The organism is Micromonospora wenchangensis, from assembly GCF_002210435.1.
GTDB lineage: Bacteria > Actinomycetota > Actinomycetes > Mycobacteriales > Micromonosporaceae > Micromonospora > Micromonospora wenchangensis.
On sequence record NZ_MZMV01000063.1, the window covers coordinates 1 to 15107 of the forward strand.

Here is a 15107-nt window from a genome sequence, read left to right on the forward strand (position 1 = left end):
GGGGCGTGCGCGGCGACCATCCGCAGCCAGTGCTCCGGCGGCTGCCCCGGCCCGCGCGACGCCGGGGCCGGCCCGGCCCACCGTGCGGCGGGGTCGGTGACCGGCGTGGCCGGGTCGGCCGGGGCGGGGGCCACCGCGTCGGCGGCGGCCCGCAGCCGGGTGGCCAGCCAGTCACGCGGTCGTGGACGCCGCGGCACTGCCGTCCTCCAACTCCAGCCCCTCGTACGCGAGGGTCAGCGCCACGATGGCGATCTCCTGGGACAGGGTGTGCAGGTGCGCGCCGCGCCAGCGCATCGGCCACGCGTTGATCAGGTTCCAGCGCAGCACCTCGGCGGTGCCGGCGGCGTCCAGCAGCACCACCGACACGTTGCGGCGGCTCACCGCCCCGGTCGCCGCGCCGTGCACCCAGTCCCACAGCTCGCGCGACGGGGTGAGCCCGAAGTGCAGGGTCACCGGCGCGTAGTCGACCTGCCCCGGGACCGACCGCACCCGGTCGTTGCCGGCCTCCCGGTAGGACAGTCGGCCGATCGTCATCTCCAGGCCACTGACCTCGGTGAAGTGCCCGTTGGTGATGCCGTTGATGAGCAGCTTGAAGTGGTACGCCCGGTACGGGTCGACCGGGGCGCCCGGTTGCGGGGTGGCCGGGGTCGGCATGTCAGCCTCCGATGGTCTCGGTGTCGGTGCCGCCGGCCCACTGGCTCAGCTTGAACACCACGAACTCCGCCGGCTTCACCACCGCGATGCCGATGTGCGCGACCACCATCCCGGCGTCGCGGACGTCGACCGGGTTGGTCTCCTCGTCGCACTTGACGAAGAACGCCTCCTCGGGGGTGCGCCCGAGCAGCGCCCCGTCGCGCCACACCCGGGTGAGGAACGCGCCGATGTCGCGGCGGATGGAGCGCCACAGCGAGTAGTCGTTGGGCTCGAACACCATCCACCGGGTGCCGCCCGCGATGGCCTGCTCGATGGAGATCGACAACCTGCGGACGTTGAGGTAGCGCCACTCGCTGGCCTCGGCGGCCAGGGTGCGGGCCCCCCACACCCGGATGCCCTCCCCGGCGAAGTACCTGATGACGTTGACCCCCTTGGGGTTGAGCACGTCGTGTTCCGAGCGGGTGACCAGGTACTCCAGGTCGACCGCGCCGCGTACCGGCTCGTTGGCGGGGGCCTTGTGCACGCCGCGCAGCGCGTCGGTACGGGCCCAGATGCCGGCCATGTGACCGCTCGGCGGGGTGAGCACCAGCTCGCCGGTGAGCGGGTCGCGTACCCGCAGCCAGGGGAAGTAGTAGGTGCCGTAGTCGCACTGCCGGGCCCGGTGGGCGGTGCCGGCGTCGGTGTCGGTGTCGGCCGGGGTGGTCGCCGCGTCGGCGGGCTTGCCGTCACCCGGTTTCCCGTCACCTGGTTTCCCGTCGCCGGCCCTGCCGGGGCGCGCGGGGGTGGCCACCCGGGTCAGGGTCGAGATGTCCTCGATGCCGGGCGGCGGGTCGCAGATCGCCACCATGGTGCGTAGCCGCTCGGCCATGCTCAGCAGCGCCTCGTGCGACACCGGGTCGTGGAAGCCGGGCGCGGCGAGGATGGCCACCTCGTCGATCGCCTCCACCAGTTGCAGCCCGGTGCGCCGCTGCCCGGTGCCGGTGAGCTGCCCGTCGGCGCCGACGTTGACCACCCAGCAGCGGCTGCCGCCGTTGTCGAGGAAGCCGAAGACCGCCCGGGCCAGCGGGGTGCTCTCCAGGTCGTCGCCGTCGGCGTACAGCCGCAGGAACTCCGACCAGCTGTTGACGGCCAGCGCCCGGTCGACGTGGGCGGTGCGGTTCGGCGCGACCCCGACGAACGCGGCGACGGCCATCCCGACCGGCCCGATGGGTCGGGCGGCGCCGGGCACCTCCTCGACGTAGATGCCGGGGGAGAAGTAGTGGGGCATCGGTCCTCCTGTACGGCCGGTCCCGGCTCAGCGGGCCGGGGGTTCGCAGACGATGACGATGTCCGCGTCGGCCGGGTCGACCTCGGCGGTGAGGGTGCGGCCCCGGCCGACCAGGCGCAGCCGGACCGGCTGGTCGGGGTGGTCCGGGTCGTGCGGGACACCGGCGAGCCGGAACCGTCCGCCCGCGTCGGTGTGGGTGGCGTACGGGGTGCCGACCAGTTCCACCCGCAGCGCCGCCAGGGGTTGCCGCTGCGGGCCGACCACCCGGCCGACGAGGTCACGCAGGTCCAACCGGTGCAGCCGCAGCGGGTGCAGCACCGGCGGCGCGACCGGCGGCGTGGACCTCACCTGGGCCAGCACGTCGACCAGCAGCGCCGGCCGGGGGGCGACGCCGAGCGTCACCCACAGCGCCGGGTCACCGGCCTCCAGCACCAGTTCCGGTTCGCCGGCCGTGGCGGCGGCGGTCAGTACCCGGTCCAGCCCGGCCAGCGCGGCCGGGCCGGCGGCGGCGACCAGGTAACGGATCGTGAACCGGTACGGCGTGGGCGTCCCGGTGCCCCGGGTCTGCCGGGCCGGCCGCAGGGCCAGCGGCCACAGGGTCAGTCCGACGCCCCCGTCGGCGGGCGGGCCGACCGGGACGTCCTCGCCGGCCGCCCCGGCCAGCCAGGCGGCCAGTTCGGCGGTGGCCGCCTCGACCGGCCCCGGCCCGTCGCCGGTCATCGCGGCGGCGTCCCCTGGATGCGGTACGCGATGGCCTCGTTCCACACGTGCGGGTAGACGCCGATCTCGAAGTAGCGGGTGAACCGGTTGATCGGGGCGTTGGCGTGGTCGTGCCAGAGCAGCCACACCGGGGCGATGGTGAACAGCACGTAGTTGAGCGCCACCAGCGGCAGGTAGAGCGGCCCGAGCAGCCGCGCCTGGAGGATGTGCACGTCCTCGTGGCGTTGGATGCCGGGGCCGGCACCGGCGCAGACCGTGCCGATGGTGGTGGCGTAGCGCGGGGACACCCCCTCGACCAGGCTGACCCGGCAGCTGTGCTGCGAGGTGCGCCGGTCCAGCGAGTGGCCGACGACCAGGTGCAGGGCGAGGTAGAGCGCCCCGGCGGCGGTGTTCGGCAGGCTCCAGGTGTGGTCGACGACGAACAGGGCCACCCCCCGGGCGTCCGGGCCGTACACCCGGGCGGCGGCGACCGACCAGCCGAACGGGACGCCGACGAGCAGGCCGACGACCGCGCCGACCAGCAGCCCCACCGGGCCACCGGCGCTCACCCCGAGCGCTGCCCCGCACAGGACGTGGACGGCGGCGCTGACGATTCCGTAGACCATGACGCGCCTCCTCAGACCCAGGAGCGGACGAAGCGGGGCTCCCGCCCCTGGGCGAGCTGGCCGGGGGTGGCCCGGGTGGGCTGCCGGTTGCCGGACGGTAGCTGGTTGACGCCCAGCGCGGCGGAGAAGATGACCAGCCCGTTGAAGAACGCGATCAGCCACTTCTCGCCGCCCGCGTCGGTGGCGAACGCCGCGGTGGCGTACGACAGGAGCAGCGCCACGCCCAGGGCGATCCACTTGCGGGCCTTGTCGTTGTCCGGGCCGAGCAGGCCACCGATGACGTTGGCGGTGAGCAGGGTGGCGGCGCTGGCACCGGCCACGGTGCCGAGGGCGGCCCAGGTGAAGAGATCGTTCACGGCGATCCCCCTTCGGATGGTGCGGGACGGGCGGGGGCGGCCGGGGCGGCGGCGGTGCCGCCCCGACGGCGCAGCAGGACGGCGGTGACCCCGCCGGCCAGCAGGAGCAGGACCAGGACCGCCACGGACACCGGCAGCCACGGGAAGCCGCCCGGGTCGTCGGTGCCGCTCGCGGCGGCGGGGCTGGCCGACGGGGTGGGGCGCGGCGGCGCCTCGGCGACCGCCCGCAGCTCGGCCGGTTTGGGCTCGCTGGCGACGACCTTCCAGGTGACCGAGCGCCCGGTGAGCGTGCCGTTGGAATCGATCACCCGGCCGGGAAAGGTCACCGAGATCTCGAACGACATGAGTTGCAGGAACCGCTGCTGGTTCTGGGGATCCTGTTCGGCCACCTTCCCGCCGTATTTCTTGGGGTCGAGCGGCAGGCTGAACCGGTAGAGATCACCGTCGCGGACGAGCTTCACGCTCTCGCTGGTGAAGCTTTTCAGCGGGGTGTGCCGATAAGTGATCTGCGCGCCGTAGAAGCGCTCGTCCTCGTAGACGGTCTCCTCGCCGGCGGGCAGGGCGGGGATGTTCTCCCGCAGTTCGGCGTAGGCGACCGCGAGGTTCTTGTTGCGGCTGCTGAGCACCGACTTCTCCGCGGTGAGCAGGAGCTGCCCGTCGACGGTGTCGTCGGCGTTGACGGTCAGCCCCAGGTTGAGCTGCATGCATCCGGCCAGCAGGGTCAGCAGGACCAGGCACACCGTGAGCCGTACCGCCCTGCCGCGTCCGCGTCCGGTATTCATGGGCACATTGTGTGTGATCCACTTCACACCGGGCAGTCGGCGATCGGTCAGATGGCTGTCTCCGATCTTACCGATCCGCTTATCGGTCCGGCCGCCACGAATTGGTTGGCCGGTCGATATCCTGAAGGGTCGGTGTCCATTACCGGCCATTGTGGATGATCGCCGGTCCCCTATTTCCGTACCCGCTAGATCTGCGTTAAATCTCGGCGGCGACGGGTGCTGAACACGCCGGCCGCAGCCTGGGGACATGCATGCCGACACCGAACAGGCAAGCCCGACCGAACGCAGCCGCCACGACCCACGACGGCCCGCTGCCAGTCCCGCCCGACCCCGCGCCGCCGACGGCCGCACCCCCACCCCGGGTGCGGCACCGGGCATCCTCGCCACCGGTGCCTGCCTGCCCGAGCAGGTGGTGACCAACGCGTCGCTGGCCGCGGCGCTCGGCGTCACGGCCGACTGGATCGTCGACCGGACGGGGGTCCACGAACGACGGGCCGCCGCGCCCGGCGAGGCCACCTCCGACCTGGCCACCCACGCCGCCCGGCAGGCCCTCGACCGGGCCGGCGTCGACGCCGCCGACGTCGGCCTGATCATCCTGGGCACCTCGACCCCGGACCTGCCGCTGCCCGCCACCGCCTGCCGGGTGCAGGCCAACCTCGGCGCGTGGGGCGCGTACGCGATGGACCTGGACGCCGTCTGCACCGGCTTCGTCTACGCCCTGGACGTCGCCCACAAGATCATGCGGTGCGACCCGGCCATCAGGTACGCCGTGGTGATCGGCGCGGACACCTACTCGCGCATCCTCGACTACACCGACCGGCGCACCTCGGTGCTCTTCGGTGACGGCGCGGGCGCGGTGGTGCTGGGCCGCTCGGCCGACGCCGCCGGCATCGCCTACACCCGGCTGGGCAGCGACGGCCGGCAGCACGACCTGGTCCGGATCCCCGCCGGCGGCAGCCGCGCCCCGGCCAGCACCGCCACCGTCGCCCACGGCGGGCACCACTTCACGATGGACGGTCGGGCGGTACGCGCGTTCGCCGAACGCAAGCTGCCGGAACTCGTCGCCGACGCCACCGCCGCCTGCGGGCTGACCGTCGCCGACCTCGACCTGCTCGTCCCGCACCAGGCCAACGTGCGGCTGCTGCGTGAGGTGACCAAGGAGCTGGGCTTCGTCGCCGACCAGGTGGCGATCAGCGGCACCCACTACGGCAACACCGGCGCCGCGTCCGTGCCGGTCACCCTCGACGCGGCGATCGACGCCGGCCGGGTCCGCCCCGGGGCCCGGGTCCTGCTCGCCGCCTTCGGCGGGGGGATGACCTGGGGAAGCGCCCTGATCACCTGGCCCGGCGGCACGGCCGGCCAGCCGACCCACGAGGAGCCACCGGCATGAGCGTCTTGTCCGACTACGCCAAGCGCACCCCCGGCTCGAAGGAACACTTCGCCCGGGTCGGCGCGATGATCCCGGCCGGCGCGACCCGCAGCCTCAACTCCTGGCCGCCGTACCCGGTCTACCTGGACCGGGGGGCCGGCGGCACGGTCTGGGACGTCGACGGCAACGCCTACCGCGACTTCCTGGCCAACTACACCGCCCTGCCGCTGGGTTACGCCGACCCGGACGTCACCGCCGCCATCCGGGAGCAGTTGCCGCACGGCACCTCGCACTCGTTCTCCCGGGCCCTGGAGGCCGAGCTGGCGGAGCTGGTGGTGGCGCGGGTGCCGAGCCTGGAGCGGGTCCGGTTCACCGGCTCCGGCACCGAGGCGGTGATGTTCGCGCTGCGCCTGGCGCGGGCCCACACCGGCCGCCCGCTGGTCGCCAAGGCCGAGGGTGGCTACCACGGGACCACCGACGACGTCATGATCAGCGTACGGCCACCGGCCGACCTCGCCGGTGACGTCCGGTCGCCCGCCTCCGTGCCGGAGATGCGCGGCATCCCCGCCTCCCGCACCCGGGAGACCCTGGTGGTGCCGTTCAACGACGTCGCCGCGTCGCAGGAGATCCTGCGCGCCCACGCCGACCGGCTGGCGGCGCTGGTGCTCGAACCGGTGCTCGGCGTCGGCGGGATGATCCCGGCCACCGCCGAGTACCTGACCGCGATGCGGGCCACCTGCGACGAACTGGGCATCCTGCTGGTCTTCGACGAGGTGATCACGCTGCGGCTGGCGTACGGCGGCGCGCAGCAGGCGTACGGCGTCACCCCCGACCTGACCACCATGGGCAAGATCATCGGTGGTGGGCTGCCGATCGGCGCGTACGGCGGCCGGGCCGACATCATGGGGTTGCTCGAACCCCGGGGCGGCACCGACGTCTACGACTCCCGCTCCGGCGGGCCGGCGCTCTACCAGGGCGGCACGTTCACCGGCAACGCCCTTAGCCTCGCCGCCGGCATCGTCACCCTCGGCAAGCTCGACGCGGCCACCATCGACGCGCTCAACCGCACCGGCGACCTGCTGCGCCGGGAGTTGACCGGGGTGTTCGCCGCCGCGGCGGTCGACGCCGTCGTCACCGGCGTCGGGTCGCTGTTCAACATCCACGTCGGCCCGCGCCGGGTCGAGGTGTTCCGCGACGTCCGCGCCGTCGACGCCGCCCGCCAGCACGCCTTCTTCCTGGGCCTGCTCAACCACGGCGTGATCGTCGCCCCCCGGGGCATGGGTTGCGTCACCACCTGCACCACCGGAGACGACGTCGCGGCCTTCACCGCCGCCGTCCGGCTCACCCTGCACGACATCACCGAGGCCGGCTGAGAGGGCACGACGATGCAGATCACCTGGACCGGGGAGCAACACGCACGCCGGGAACGGTTCCGCCGGTTCGCCGCGACGACAGTCGCCCCCGGCACCGCCGAACGCGACCGTGCCGGCGTCTTCGACACCAAGTCCTGGCAGGCGCTGGCCGACGAGGGGTTCTGGACCGCCCACCTGCCCCGCGAGCACGGCGGCGACGGGGGCACCCTGTGGGACTTCCTGGCCGGGCTGGAAGGGCTCGCCCAGGGCGCGGACGACTCCGGTTTCGTGCTGTCCGCCGTCGCCCACGCCGGCCTGCTGCACGTGCTGTGCGAACACGGCACCCCCGAACAGCGCCGCCGGCTGCTCCCGGCGCTGGCCGGCGGCGCGGTGGGCGCCACCGCCGCCACCGAACCGGCCGGTGGCTCCCACGTCGCCGCCGTCGGCACCCGGGCCCGCGTGCACGGCGTCGACGACTGGCGGCTCACCGGGCACAAGGCACACATCACCAACGCGCCCGTCGCCGACCACCTGCTGATCGTCGGCCGGCTCGACGGCATCGGCACCCGGGACATCACCCTGTTCGTGCTGGACCGCGACCGGCCCGGCGTCGACACCGGCATCGCCGAGGACCTGCTCGGCCAGCGCACCAGCCCCACCGGACCGATCATCCTGGACGGGGTGCCGGTCGGCCCGGCCGACGTGGTCGGGCCACCCGGCGACGGGCTCGCCACCCTCTACTCGTTCCTGGCCTTCGACCGTCTCATGTACGGCGTCGTGGTCGCCGCCCAACTGGAGGCGCTGCTCCCCGTGGTGCTGCGCCGCTGCGCCGAACGCCGGGCGTTCGGCGTCCCCATCGGCGAGCACGAGTTCATCCAGGACAAGGTCGTCGGCATCCGCATCACCATCGAGTCGGCCCGGCACCTCGCCTACGCCGCCGCCGACGCGCTGGTCCGGGGCGACGACTCCTACAGTGCGCTCGCCTCCTGCGCCAAGCTGGCCGCCTCCGAGGGCGCGGTCCGGTCCACCGTCGAACTGGTCCAGATCTTCGGGCACGCCGGCTACGACCGTACCGGCGGCATCGAGCGGCACCTGCGCGACGCCGTCGCCATCCGGATCGCCGGCGGCACCACCGAGATGCAGAAGAAGAACATCTACAAGGACGTGGTACGCCGCTACGCCGCCCCGGTCGACACACCGGCGGTGCCGGCGTGACGGCCCCGACGGGTTCCGGCCGGGTGACCGCACCCGCCGCCGGGTCCGTTCCGGCCGGTGCGGCCTCGTCCGTTCCGCTCGATGCTGCCGGGCCTGCTCCGGCCGGTGCTGCCGGCGGGGCGGGCGCTGCCGCTGCGGGGCAGGGGCGTCGGGTCGAGGGGGAGCGGACCCGGGTGGTCCGCGAGGACGACTGCGCCACCCGGTGGGGCAACGATGGCCTGATGGTCCTGTCCACCCCGGCCATGCTGGGCCTGATGGAACAGACCTGTGTGGAGGTGCTCGCCCCGGTGCTGGCGGCCGGCGAGATGACCGTCGGCGTCGGCGTGACGCTGACCCACGCGGCGGTGGCCGGGTGCGGCGAGCCGGTTGCCTACCGGGTCGCCCTCACCGTCGTGGGCCGTGACGTCGACGTCGACTTCACCGTGGTCGGTCCGACCGGGACGGTGCTCGGTCACGGCTCCCACCGGCGGCGGGTCGTCGACCGGGCCGCCTTCCTCCGCCGACTACCACCCCCCACCGGCTAGCCACCAGCCCCCACCCGAGCTCCGGCCCGCGCCTTCGTGCGGTGATCAAGAGGTTTGCGTCACCGGTCGCGGCATTTCCTGACGCAAACCTCTTGATCACGCGGGCGGGAGCGGGCCGGGAGCGGGCGGGGTGGGTGGGGGTGGGAGCGGGGGTGGGGGTGGGGGTGGGTGGGGTACCGAGCGTGTCGGTGGTGACTACTGTTCGTCCCCGGTGGACGGGGCTGCGGAAGGGCGGGTCGGGTGGCGACGTCGCAGGTGGACCTCTCGGGGCGGGCCGGCACGCCCCTGCGGGCGATCCTGCGGTCGCCCGGGTGGGTGGGCTGGGCGGTCGCCACCTTCGGGGCCCGGCTGCCGGTGGCGATGGCCCCGCTGGCACTGGTCTTCGCCGGCCGGGCGCTCAGCGACGGCTACCTGCTCAGCGGCCTGCTGGTCGGCGCGCACACCATCGGTGAGGCGGTCGCGGCACCGGCCGCCGGGGCGCTGATCGACAGGTGGAACCCGCGTCGCGTCCTGGCCGGGTGCCTGGCCGCCGAGGCGCTGCTCTTCCTGGCCGCCGCCGTGGTGGTCGGCACCGGTGGCGGCACGGTGCTGCTGGTCGTCCTCGTCGCGTTGGCCGGTGCGGTGCCGGCCGGCGCACCGGGCGGCCTGCGGTCGATGCTCACCCACCTGGTCGACGCGGCCGTGCTGCCCCGGGCGCTGTCCCTGGACACGGTGCTCAACCAGGTCTGCTGGGGGCTCGGACCGGTGCTGGTCGGGGTGACGGTCGCCGCCGTCTCGCCCGCCGCCGGCGTGGGCCTGACCGCGCTGCCGGCCGCGGTCGCCGCCGCGGCGGCCCTGCGCCTGCCCGACCCGACGTCGGCCCGGCCCGCCGCCGGGCGCAGCCGGGTGCTGCCGGTGCTGCGCCTGCTGGCCCGCTCCCTGGCGTTGACCGCCGCGCTGCGGGTGCTGCTCGGGGTGCTGACGGTGGCGGCGGTGCCGCTGTTCACCGGCAGTGGGCAGGCGTCGCTCGCCGGGCTGGCTCTCGCCGCGTACGCGGTCGGGACCGGCCTCGGCAGCGTCCTGTACAGCCTGCGGAGCTGGCCGGGCGGCCACCAGCGGCAGGCCGACGTAGCCCTGCTGGTGCTCGGCCTGGTGGTCGCGCTGGCGGTGGTCGCGCGACCGTACGCCGTCGCGCTGCTGACCCTGTACGCCGTCGCCGGCCTCTTCGAGGGGCCGACCGTGCTGGCCCGGTCGCTGCACCTGGAACGGGTCCTGCCGGCCGACCGCCGGGCCACCGGCTTCTCCCTCCAGTACGCGGCGATCGGCTGGGGGTTCGCCGTGGGCAGCATGCTGCTGGCGCCCCTGTTGACCCGCTGGGGCGCGGCCACGGTGGTCACCGGGGCGGGGCTGGCGGTGGCGGCGTTCGCCCTCGCGGCGGCCCTGCTACCGTCGCGCCCCGACCGGGTCCGGTGAACCGTCACCGGTACGCCGCCCCGGACCATCCGGCCGCGGCGGACCGGCGGGCGTCGGACGGCTCGCTGAGCGCCGGGTCGCCGTCGAGCACCTGCCGGTGCAGCCGCTGCAACGCCGGCCCCGGTTCGATGCCCACGCCCTCGGCAAGCGTCTGACGGAGGTCGCGGTACACCGCGAGGGCGTCGGCCCGGCGGCCGACCTGGCACAGCGCCCGCATCTGCATGTCGCGCAGCCGTTCCCGCTCGGGGTGGAGGGTGACCAGCGCGGCCAGCTCCTCGACGGCCTCGTCGTACCAGCCGAGGCGCAGGTAGGCGTCGGCGCGCATCTCGATGGCGAGCAGCCGCCGCTCACCGAGCCGTCGGCTCTCGGCCAGGATCGAGGGGGACGGGTCGACGTCGGCGAGCGGGTCCCCCCGCCAGCCGGCCAGCGCCTCCGACAGGGACCTGACCGCGTCGTCGAGCCGGCCCGCCGCGAAGGCGGCGCGACCCCGTACCACGTTGGCGTCGAAGAGGTGGCTGTCGACGTCGCCGCGTGCCAACCGCAGTTTGTAGCCACCCGGGCCGGTGATGATGGCCCGCCCCACCGACGGGGGCAGACTGCGCCGGAGGCGGAAGACGTACTGCCGGATCAGATTGCCGGCCGAGGCGGGTGGTTCGTCCGGCCACACCTCCCTGGCCAGGCGTTCCACCGGGATGAGCACATTTCCGTTGACCGTCAGGACCGCCATCAGATTGCGTTGCTTGGGAGCATTGATGCAGTAGTTCTGCCCGGGAAGTATCACATATGTTCCGAGTATGCCGAACTTCACGAATCCCCCACGATGCGCGTGCCCCCGTACCGTCAGTCCCCATAATTAATTGAAGCCAGTCGATCAATAATGACGGTGCCGCGCCATCTCCGTTCGGCTGTGCCGCTGCGGTAAGGAGCACATCTCGCTTGTGGCCGTGACGAAAGCGGTGTGAGATCAGCGGGTGGGACGTCGGGCCCGGACGGGGACACACCGGGCCGGGGAACACGGGCCACACCAGGAAAGCCGGGCCGGGAAGGCCACACCAGGGGGAGAGGGCCGCGCGCCGTGAACACCGCCGCCGAGAACCGAGCCGTCCCGCCCCCGGTGGTCATGGCCGCCCGTACCGGGGTCGCGGTGGTGTTCGCCCTCAACGGCCTCGCCGTCGCGACCTGGTTCTCCCGGGTCCCGGCGGTCCGCGACGCGCTCGGCCTCAGCGCCGGCCGGCTCGGACTGCTGCTGCTGGCCATGTCCGGGGGTGCGGTGCTGGCGCTGACCACCGCCGGCCTGGTGACCCAGCGGCTCGGCCCGGCCCGTACCGTCGTCGCCTCGACCGTGCTGGTGGCGGTCGGTCTGGCCGGGGTGGGCGTCGCCACCCCGCTCGGCTCGCTGCCCGGCGTCGCGGTCGGCCTGTTCGCCCTCGGCTACGGCTCCGGCACCTGCGACGTGGGCATGAACGTCGAGGGCGCGGCGGTGGAGAAACGCCTCGGCCGCACCATCCTGCCCCGCTTCCACGCCGCCTGGAGCCTCGGCTCGGTGGCCGGCGCCGGGCTCGGCGCGGGCGCGGCCCGGCTCGACGTGCCGATCACCGTGCACCTGACGGTGCTGGCGGCGGTGGTGCTCGGCGGCACCCTGCTCGGGGCGCGGAACTTCCTGCCCACCCCGGCCGCCTCGACCGCCGACGGGGCCGCGTCGACCCGCCGGGGTGAACTGCTCGCCGCCTGGCGGGAGCCGCGCACCCTGCTCATCGGCGCGCTGGTGCTGGTGATGGCGTTCACCGAGGGCAGCGCCAACGACTGGCTCGCGGTCGCCTTCGTCGACGGCTACGGGGTCAGCGAGGCCGCCGGTGCCGCCGTCTTCGGGGTCTTCGTCGCCGGCATGACCATCGGCAGGACCGTCGGCACCGTGGCCATCGACCGTTGGGGCCGGGTGCCGGTGCTGATCGGCACGATCCTACTGGCCGCCGCCGGCTCCCTGCTGGCGGTGCTGGCCGGCTCCGGGCCGCTCGCCGTCGTCGGCGTGGTCCTCTGGGGGCTCGGCGCGTCGCTCGGCTTCCCGGTCGGGATGAGCGCCGCCGCCGACGACGAGGAACGCGCCCCCGCCCGGGTCAGCGTCGTCGCGGTGCTCGGCTACACGTCGTTCCTGGCCAGCCCGCCGCTGCTCGGCCTGCTCGGCGACCACGTCGGCATCCTGCACGCCCTGTTGGTGGTGCCGGTGCTGCTGATCCCCACCCTGGCGCTGGTGCCGGCGACCCGGCCGCCGGCGAGAACCACGCCGCAGACACCCGCCGGCCCGGTACAGAAAAACTAACAGTCGTCGGCCCCGGCCGGTATCGGGTGCGCGGCCGTTACGCCGGGCCGCCGGCGCTGGCTAGGGTCGCCGGATGCCAACCGAGATCACCGCCGCAGCGGCGGGCCGCTGGACCCTGGGCGACCGCACCGTGCACCGGATGGGCTTCGGCTCGATGCGGATCACCGCCCACCCCGACCGGGAGCGGGCGCTGCGCGTGCTGCGCCGGGCCGTCGAGCTGGGGGTCGACCACATCGACACCGCCGCCTTCTACGTCTCGCCGGGCGGCACCCTCAAGGTCGGCACCGGCCCCGCCCGGTACGCCACCGAGCTGATCCGCGCCGCCCTCGCCCCGTACCCGGAGGGGCTGGTCGTCGCCACCAAGGTCGGCTTCCGGGCCGACCCGGCCACCGGTGTGCACGAGGAGGCCGGCCCGGCGCAGTTGCGCGCCCAGGTGGAGGAGAACCTGCGCCGGCTCGGCCGCGACCACCTCGACCTGGTCAACCTGCGGATCGTCAAGCGCCCCGCACCGGACTCCGTGGCGGAACGCTTCGGCGCGCTGGCCGAGCTGCGCGACGCCGGCCTGATCCGGCACCTGGGCCTGTCCAACGTCCGCCTCGACCACCTCGACGAGGCGCAGCGCATCGCCCCGGTGGTCTGCGTGCAGAACAACTACGCCCTGGACAACCGTGGCGACCAGGACGCCATGGTCCGCGAGTGCGGTGCCCGGGGTATCGCCTACGTGCCGTTCTTCTCCCTGACCGGCGGCAACCGCGAAGGTGGGGCCCGCACCGACCACGGTGCGGCGGTACGCGCCGTCGCCCGTGCCCACGACGCCACCCCGCAACAGGTACGCCTCGCCTGGACGCTGCACCAGGGCCCGCACGTGCTGACCATCCCCGGCACCGGCGACCCGGCCCACCTGGCCGAGAACGTCGCCGCCGGGGTGCTGCGGCTCACCCCCGACGAACTGGCCGCCCTCGACCGGGCGTGAACGGGCCGCTCAGCCGGCTGTCACCGGGTTCGCAGCGCCCTTACAGGTGGGGGTGCTCCACTGGAGGGACGCCGAGGAGAGGAACGGGCAGATGGGCTGGTTCAGCCGACGGACCCGGGCTGACGAGGGCATCCCGACCAAGCTCGACCGGGAGGCCACCCGGGACGACCTGACCGCGTTGGCGGACTTCGTCGCCGCCCACCGGGGGGTGGAGTTCTATCTCGAACCCGAGACGACCGCCACCGACACCACGGTGGTGGCGATCGCGCACGACGGGGAGTGGATCCGCCGCCGCACCGGCTCCCCGCGTACGGCGGCGAAGCTGGCCCACCGGCACGCGGTACCCCTCTACGAGGCGGCGAAGACCGGTTACCCGGAGCGGATGCGGGCCTGGAACCGGGCCCACCCCGAGCGTCGCCTCCGCTGACTGTGACCCGCTGACCCGCTGGCCGTGTGTGCGGCGGCGCGGGGCGGGGTGGGGCCCGTGGGGTGTGGCCACGTGGCGGGTGGGGGCGCGGGCCGGCCCGGGGCTGCGGGGCAGGGGTCTGGGGTATGTCGTCGTGGGCCCTTTCGAGCTGATGACGGTGACGGATCGGCCCCGCCGGGTGGGACGACCCTTACCGCCGGGTCGGGAGTGACCGCCCGCCGGGGCGCATCGCGTGCGGCCCGGGAATGGCCTGTGGCACCGGGGTGGTCTGTGGTACCAGGGTTGTGTGCGGCACCGGGTCGGGGCCGCCCCGGTGCCGGGTGGGTGGCCGGCGCAGCCCGACCCGCCCACCGTCCGGTCAGGTCGGAGGACCGTGCCGGCCCGAGTCGTTGACGTCATCAGCTCGACAGCGTGCGAGAGAAGTATCCCGACCTTCCGGGAACGGGCAGACCGGGAACGGGCAGACCGGGAAGGCGCCGCCCGGGACCCAGCACCCGGATCAGCTCCGCGCCGCCCGGCTTCCCGCCGGTCGGTGGGTGGACGGTGGCCCATCCCCCGGGCGGACGGCAGGCTCCCCCGGCGGATGCGCAGGTGCGTCGCACGGGCACTGCGGGCCGGCCGCCGGGAGGGGGCCGGGCCCATCCTGGGCTGCGGGGAGCGGGCGGTCGCCGGCCCCGCCACGGGGGTCGATCGGTGCCGTCGCGGGGCCGGTGGCCGCCGTTGACCTCGGGGTGAGGAGTGTGGCAGCATTCGCGGCCTGACGGCAGTGAAGGAAGTCGGTGTGATTCCGACGCGGTCCCGCCACTGTCACCGGGGAGCGATCCCCCCTCGTGGGTCACGACCGTGCGTGCACGGTTGGAAGGCCGGGGGTGAGCGTCGATCCGGGAGCCAGGATACTTCGGCCGTCGGAGAACCCCAGGGCGTGGACACCCGAGGAGGACCCGATGACGCACCGCGTCACTGCCGACCCGATCACGGTCGGTGATTCCCGCATCACCGTCGAGCCCGCGCCGCCGCGTGCCCCCACCCCTCCCACCGTCGCCGGCCGTCGCCGGGGCGGTCGGCCTGCCACGTACCGCTGACGGCCGGTCCGG

General features: G+C 74.3%; 15 protein-coding genes, 1 pseudogene and 1 riboswitch. Of the genes and pseudogenes, 8 read left to right on the plus strand and 8 right to left on the minus strand.

Features of this window, described 5'->3' with window-relative positions; all coding sequences use genetic code 11:
* The 7 genes and pseudogenes from B5D80_RS26800 to B5D80_RS26830 all read right to left on the minus strand — a co-directional run.
* Positions 1-197, minus strand: a pseudogene (locus B5D80_RS26800) (hypothetical protein); the annotation flags it as partial.
* Complete coding sequence (locus B5D80_RS26805; RefSeq protein WP_088646726.1) at positions 172-654, minus strand: phage tail protein; 483 nt, start codon at positions 652-654, stop codon at positions 172-174. The pseudogene B5D80_RS26800 and the gene B5D80_RS26805, both read right to left, overlap by 26 nt.
* Before the next feature lies 1 nt (position 655).
* The gene (locus B5D80_RS26810) at positions 656-1921 is read right to left on the minus strand and encodes a phage tail sheath family protein (RefSeq protein ID WP_088646727.1); all 1266 of its coding nucleotides are present in this window, start codon (positions 1919-1921) and stop codon (positions 656-658) included.
* Between the two features lie 27 nt (positions 1922-1948).
* The gene (locus B5D80_RS26815; protein WP_088646728.1) at positions 1949-2641 is read right to left on the minus strand and encodes a carboxypeptidase-like regulatory domain-containing protein; all 693 of its coding nucleotides are present in this window, start codon (positions 2639-2641) and stop codon (positions 1949-1951) included.
* Positions 2638-3246 carry a glycine zipper family protein gene (locus B5D80_RS26820; RefSeq protein WP_088646729.1) on the minus strand — a complete coding sequence of 203 codons (609 nt, stop codon included), beginning with the start codon at positions 3244-3246 and terminating at the stop codon, positions 2638-2640. Before B5D80_RS26820 ends, B5D80_RS26815 begins: the two co-directional genes overlap by 4 nt.
* 11 nt (positions 3247-3257) lie before the next feature.
* Positions 3258-3602, minus strand: coding sequence for a hypothetical protein (locus B5D80_RS26825; RefSeq protein WP_088646730.1), 345 nt, complete (start codon positions 3600-3602; stop codon positions 3258-3260).
* Positions 3599-4384 carry an LppM family (lipo)protein gene (locus B5D80_RS26830; RefSeq protein ID WP_245855000.1) on the minus strand — a complete coding sequence of 262 codons (786 nt, stop codon included), beginning with the start codon at positions 4382-4384 and terminating at the stop codon, positions 3599-3601. Before B5D80_RS26830 ends, B5D80_RS26825 begins: the two co-directional genes overlap by 4 nt.
* 247 nt (positions 4385-4631) lie before the next feature.
* Between B5D80_RS26830 and B5D80_RS26835 the strand changes: the two genes are divergently transcribed.
* From B5D80_RS26835 to B5D80_RS26860, 5 genes are all read left to right on the plus strand, one after another.
* Positions 4632-5774, plus strand: coding sequence for a 3-oxoacyl-ACP synthase III family protein (locus tag B5D80_RS26835; protein WP_169733115.1), 1143 nt, complete (start codon positions 4632-4634; stop codon positions 5772-5774).
* Positions 5771-7126, plus strand: a complete 1356-nt coding sequence (locus B5D80_RS26840) for an aspartate aminotransferase family protein (RefSeq protein WP_088646731.1) — start codon at positions 5771-5773, stop codon at positions 7124-7126. The genes B5D80_RS26835 and B5D80_RS26840 overlap by 4 nt, the downstream gene beginning before the upstream one ends.
* A gap of 12 nt (positions 7127-7138) precedes the next feature.
* Positions 7139-8320, plus strand: coding sequence for an acyl-CoA dehydrogenase family protein (locus B5D80_RS34920; protein ID WP_088646732.1), 1182 nt, complete (start codon positions 7139-7141; stop codon positions 8318-8320).
* Entirely contained in the window at positions 8317-8844 is a 528-nt protein-coding gene (locus B5D80_RS33500) for a thioesterase family protein (RefSeq protein ID WP_158224246.1), read from the plus strand. The genes B5D80_RS34920 and B5D80_RS33500 overlap by 4 nt, the downstream gene beginning before the upstream one ends.
* Before the next feature lie 240 nt (positions 8845-9084).
* Positions 9085-10296, plus strand: coding sequence for an MFS transporter (locus B5D80_RS26860; RefSeq protein WP_144081774.1), 1212 nt, complete (start codon positions 9085-9087; stop codon positions 10294-10296).
* A gap of 4 nt (positions 10297-10300) precedes the next feature.
* Here B5D80_RS26860 and B5D80_RS26865 read toward each other — a convergent pair whose 3' ends face one another.
* Positions 10301-11104 carry an AfsR/SARP family transcriptional regulator gene (locus tag B5D80_RS26865; protein ID WP_342747133.1) on the minus strand — a complete coding sequence of 268 codons (804 nt, stop codon included), beginning with the start codon at positions 11102-11104 and terminating at the stop codon, positions 10301-10303.
* A 312-nt stretch (positions 11105-11416) separates the two neighbouring features.
* Between B5D80_RS26865 and B5D80_RS26870 the strand changes: the two genes are divergently transcribed.
* From B5D80_RS26870 to B5D80_RS26880, 3 genes are all read left to right on the plus strand, one after another.
* Positions 11417-12613: an MFS transporter gene (locus B5D80_RS26870; RefSeq protein WP_088646753.1), complete on the plus strand. Its 1197-nt coding sequence runs from the start codon at positions 11417-11419 to the stop codon at positions 12611-12613.
* Positions 12614-12686: 73 nt separating this feature from the next.
* Entirely contained in the window at positions 12687-13586 is a 900-nt protein-coding gene (locus B5D80_RS26875; RefSeq protein WP_088646737.1) for an aldo/keto reductase, read from the plus strand.
* A gap of 91 nt (positions 13587-13677) precedes the next feature.
* The gene (locus B5D80_RS26880) at positions 13678-14013 is read left to right on the plus strand and encodes a hypothetical protein (protein WP_088646738.1); all 336 of its coding nucleotides are present in this window, start codon (positions 13678-13680) and stop codon (positions 14011-14013) included.
* A gap of 769 nt (positions 14014-14782) precedes the next feature.
* Positions 14783-14912: riboswitch (cobalamin riboswitch) on the plus strand.
* The last annotated feature ends 195 nt before the right edge of the window (positions 14913-15107 follow it).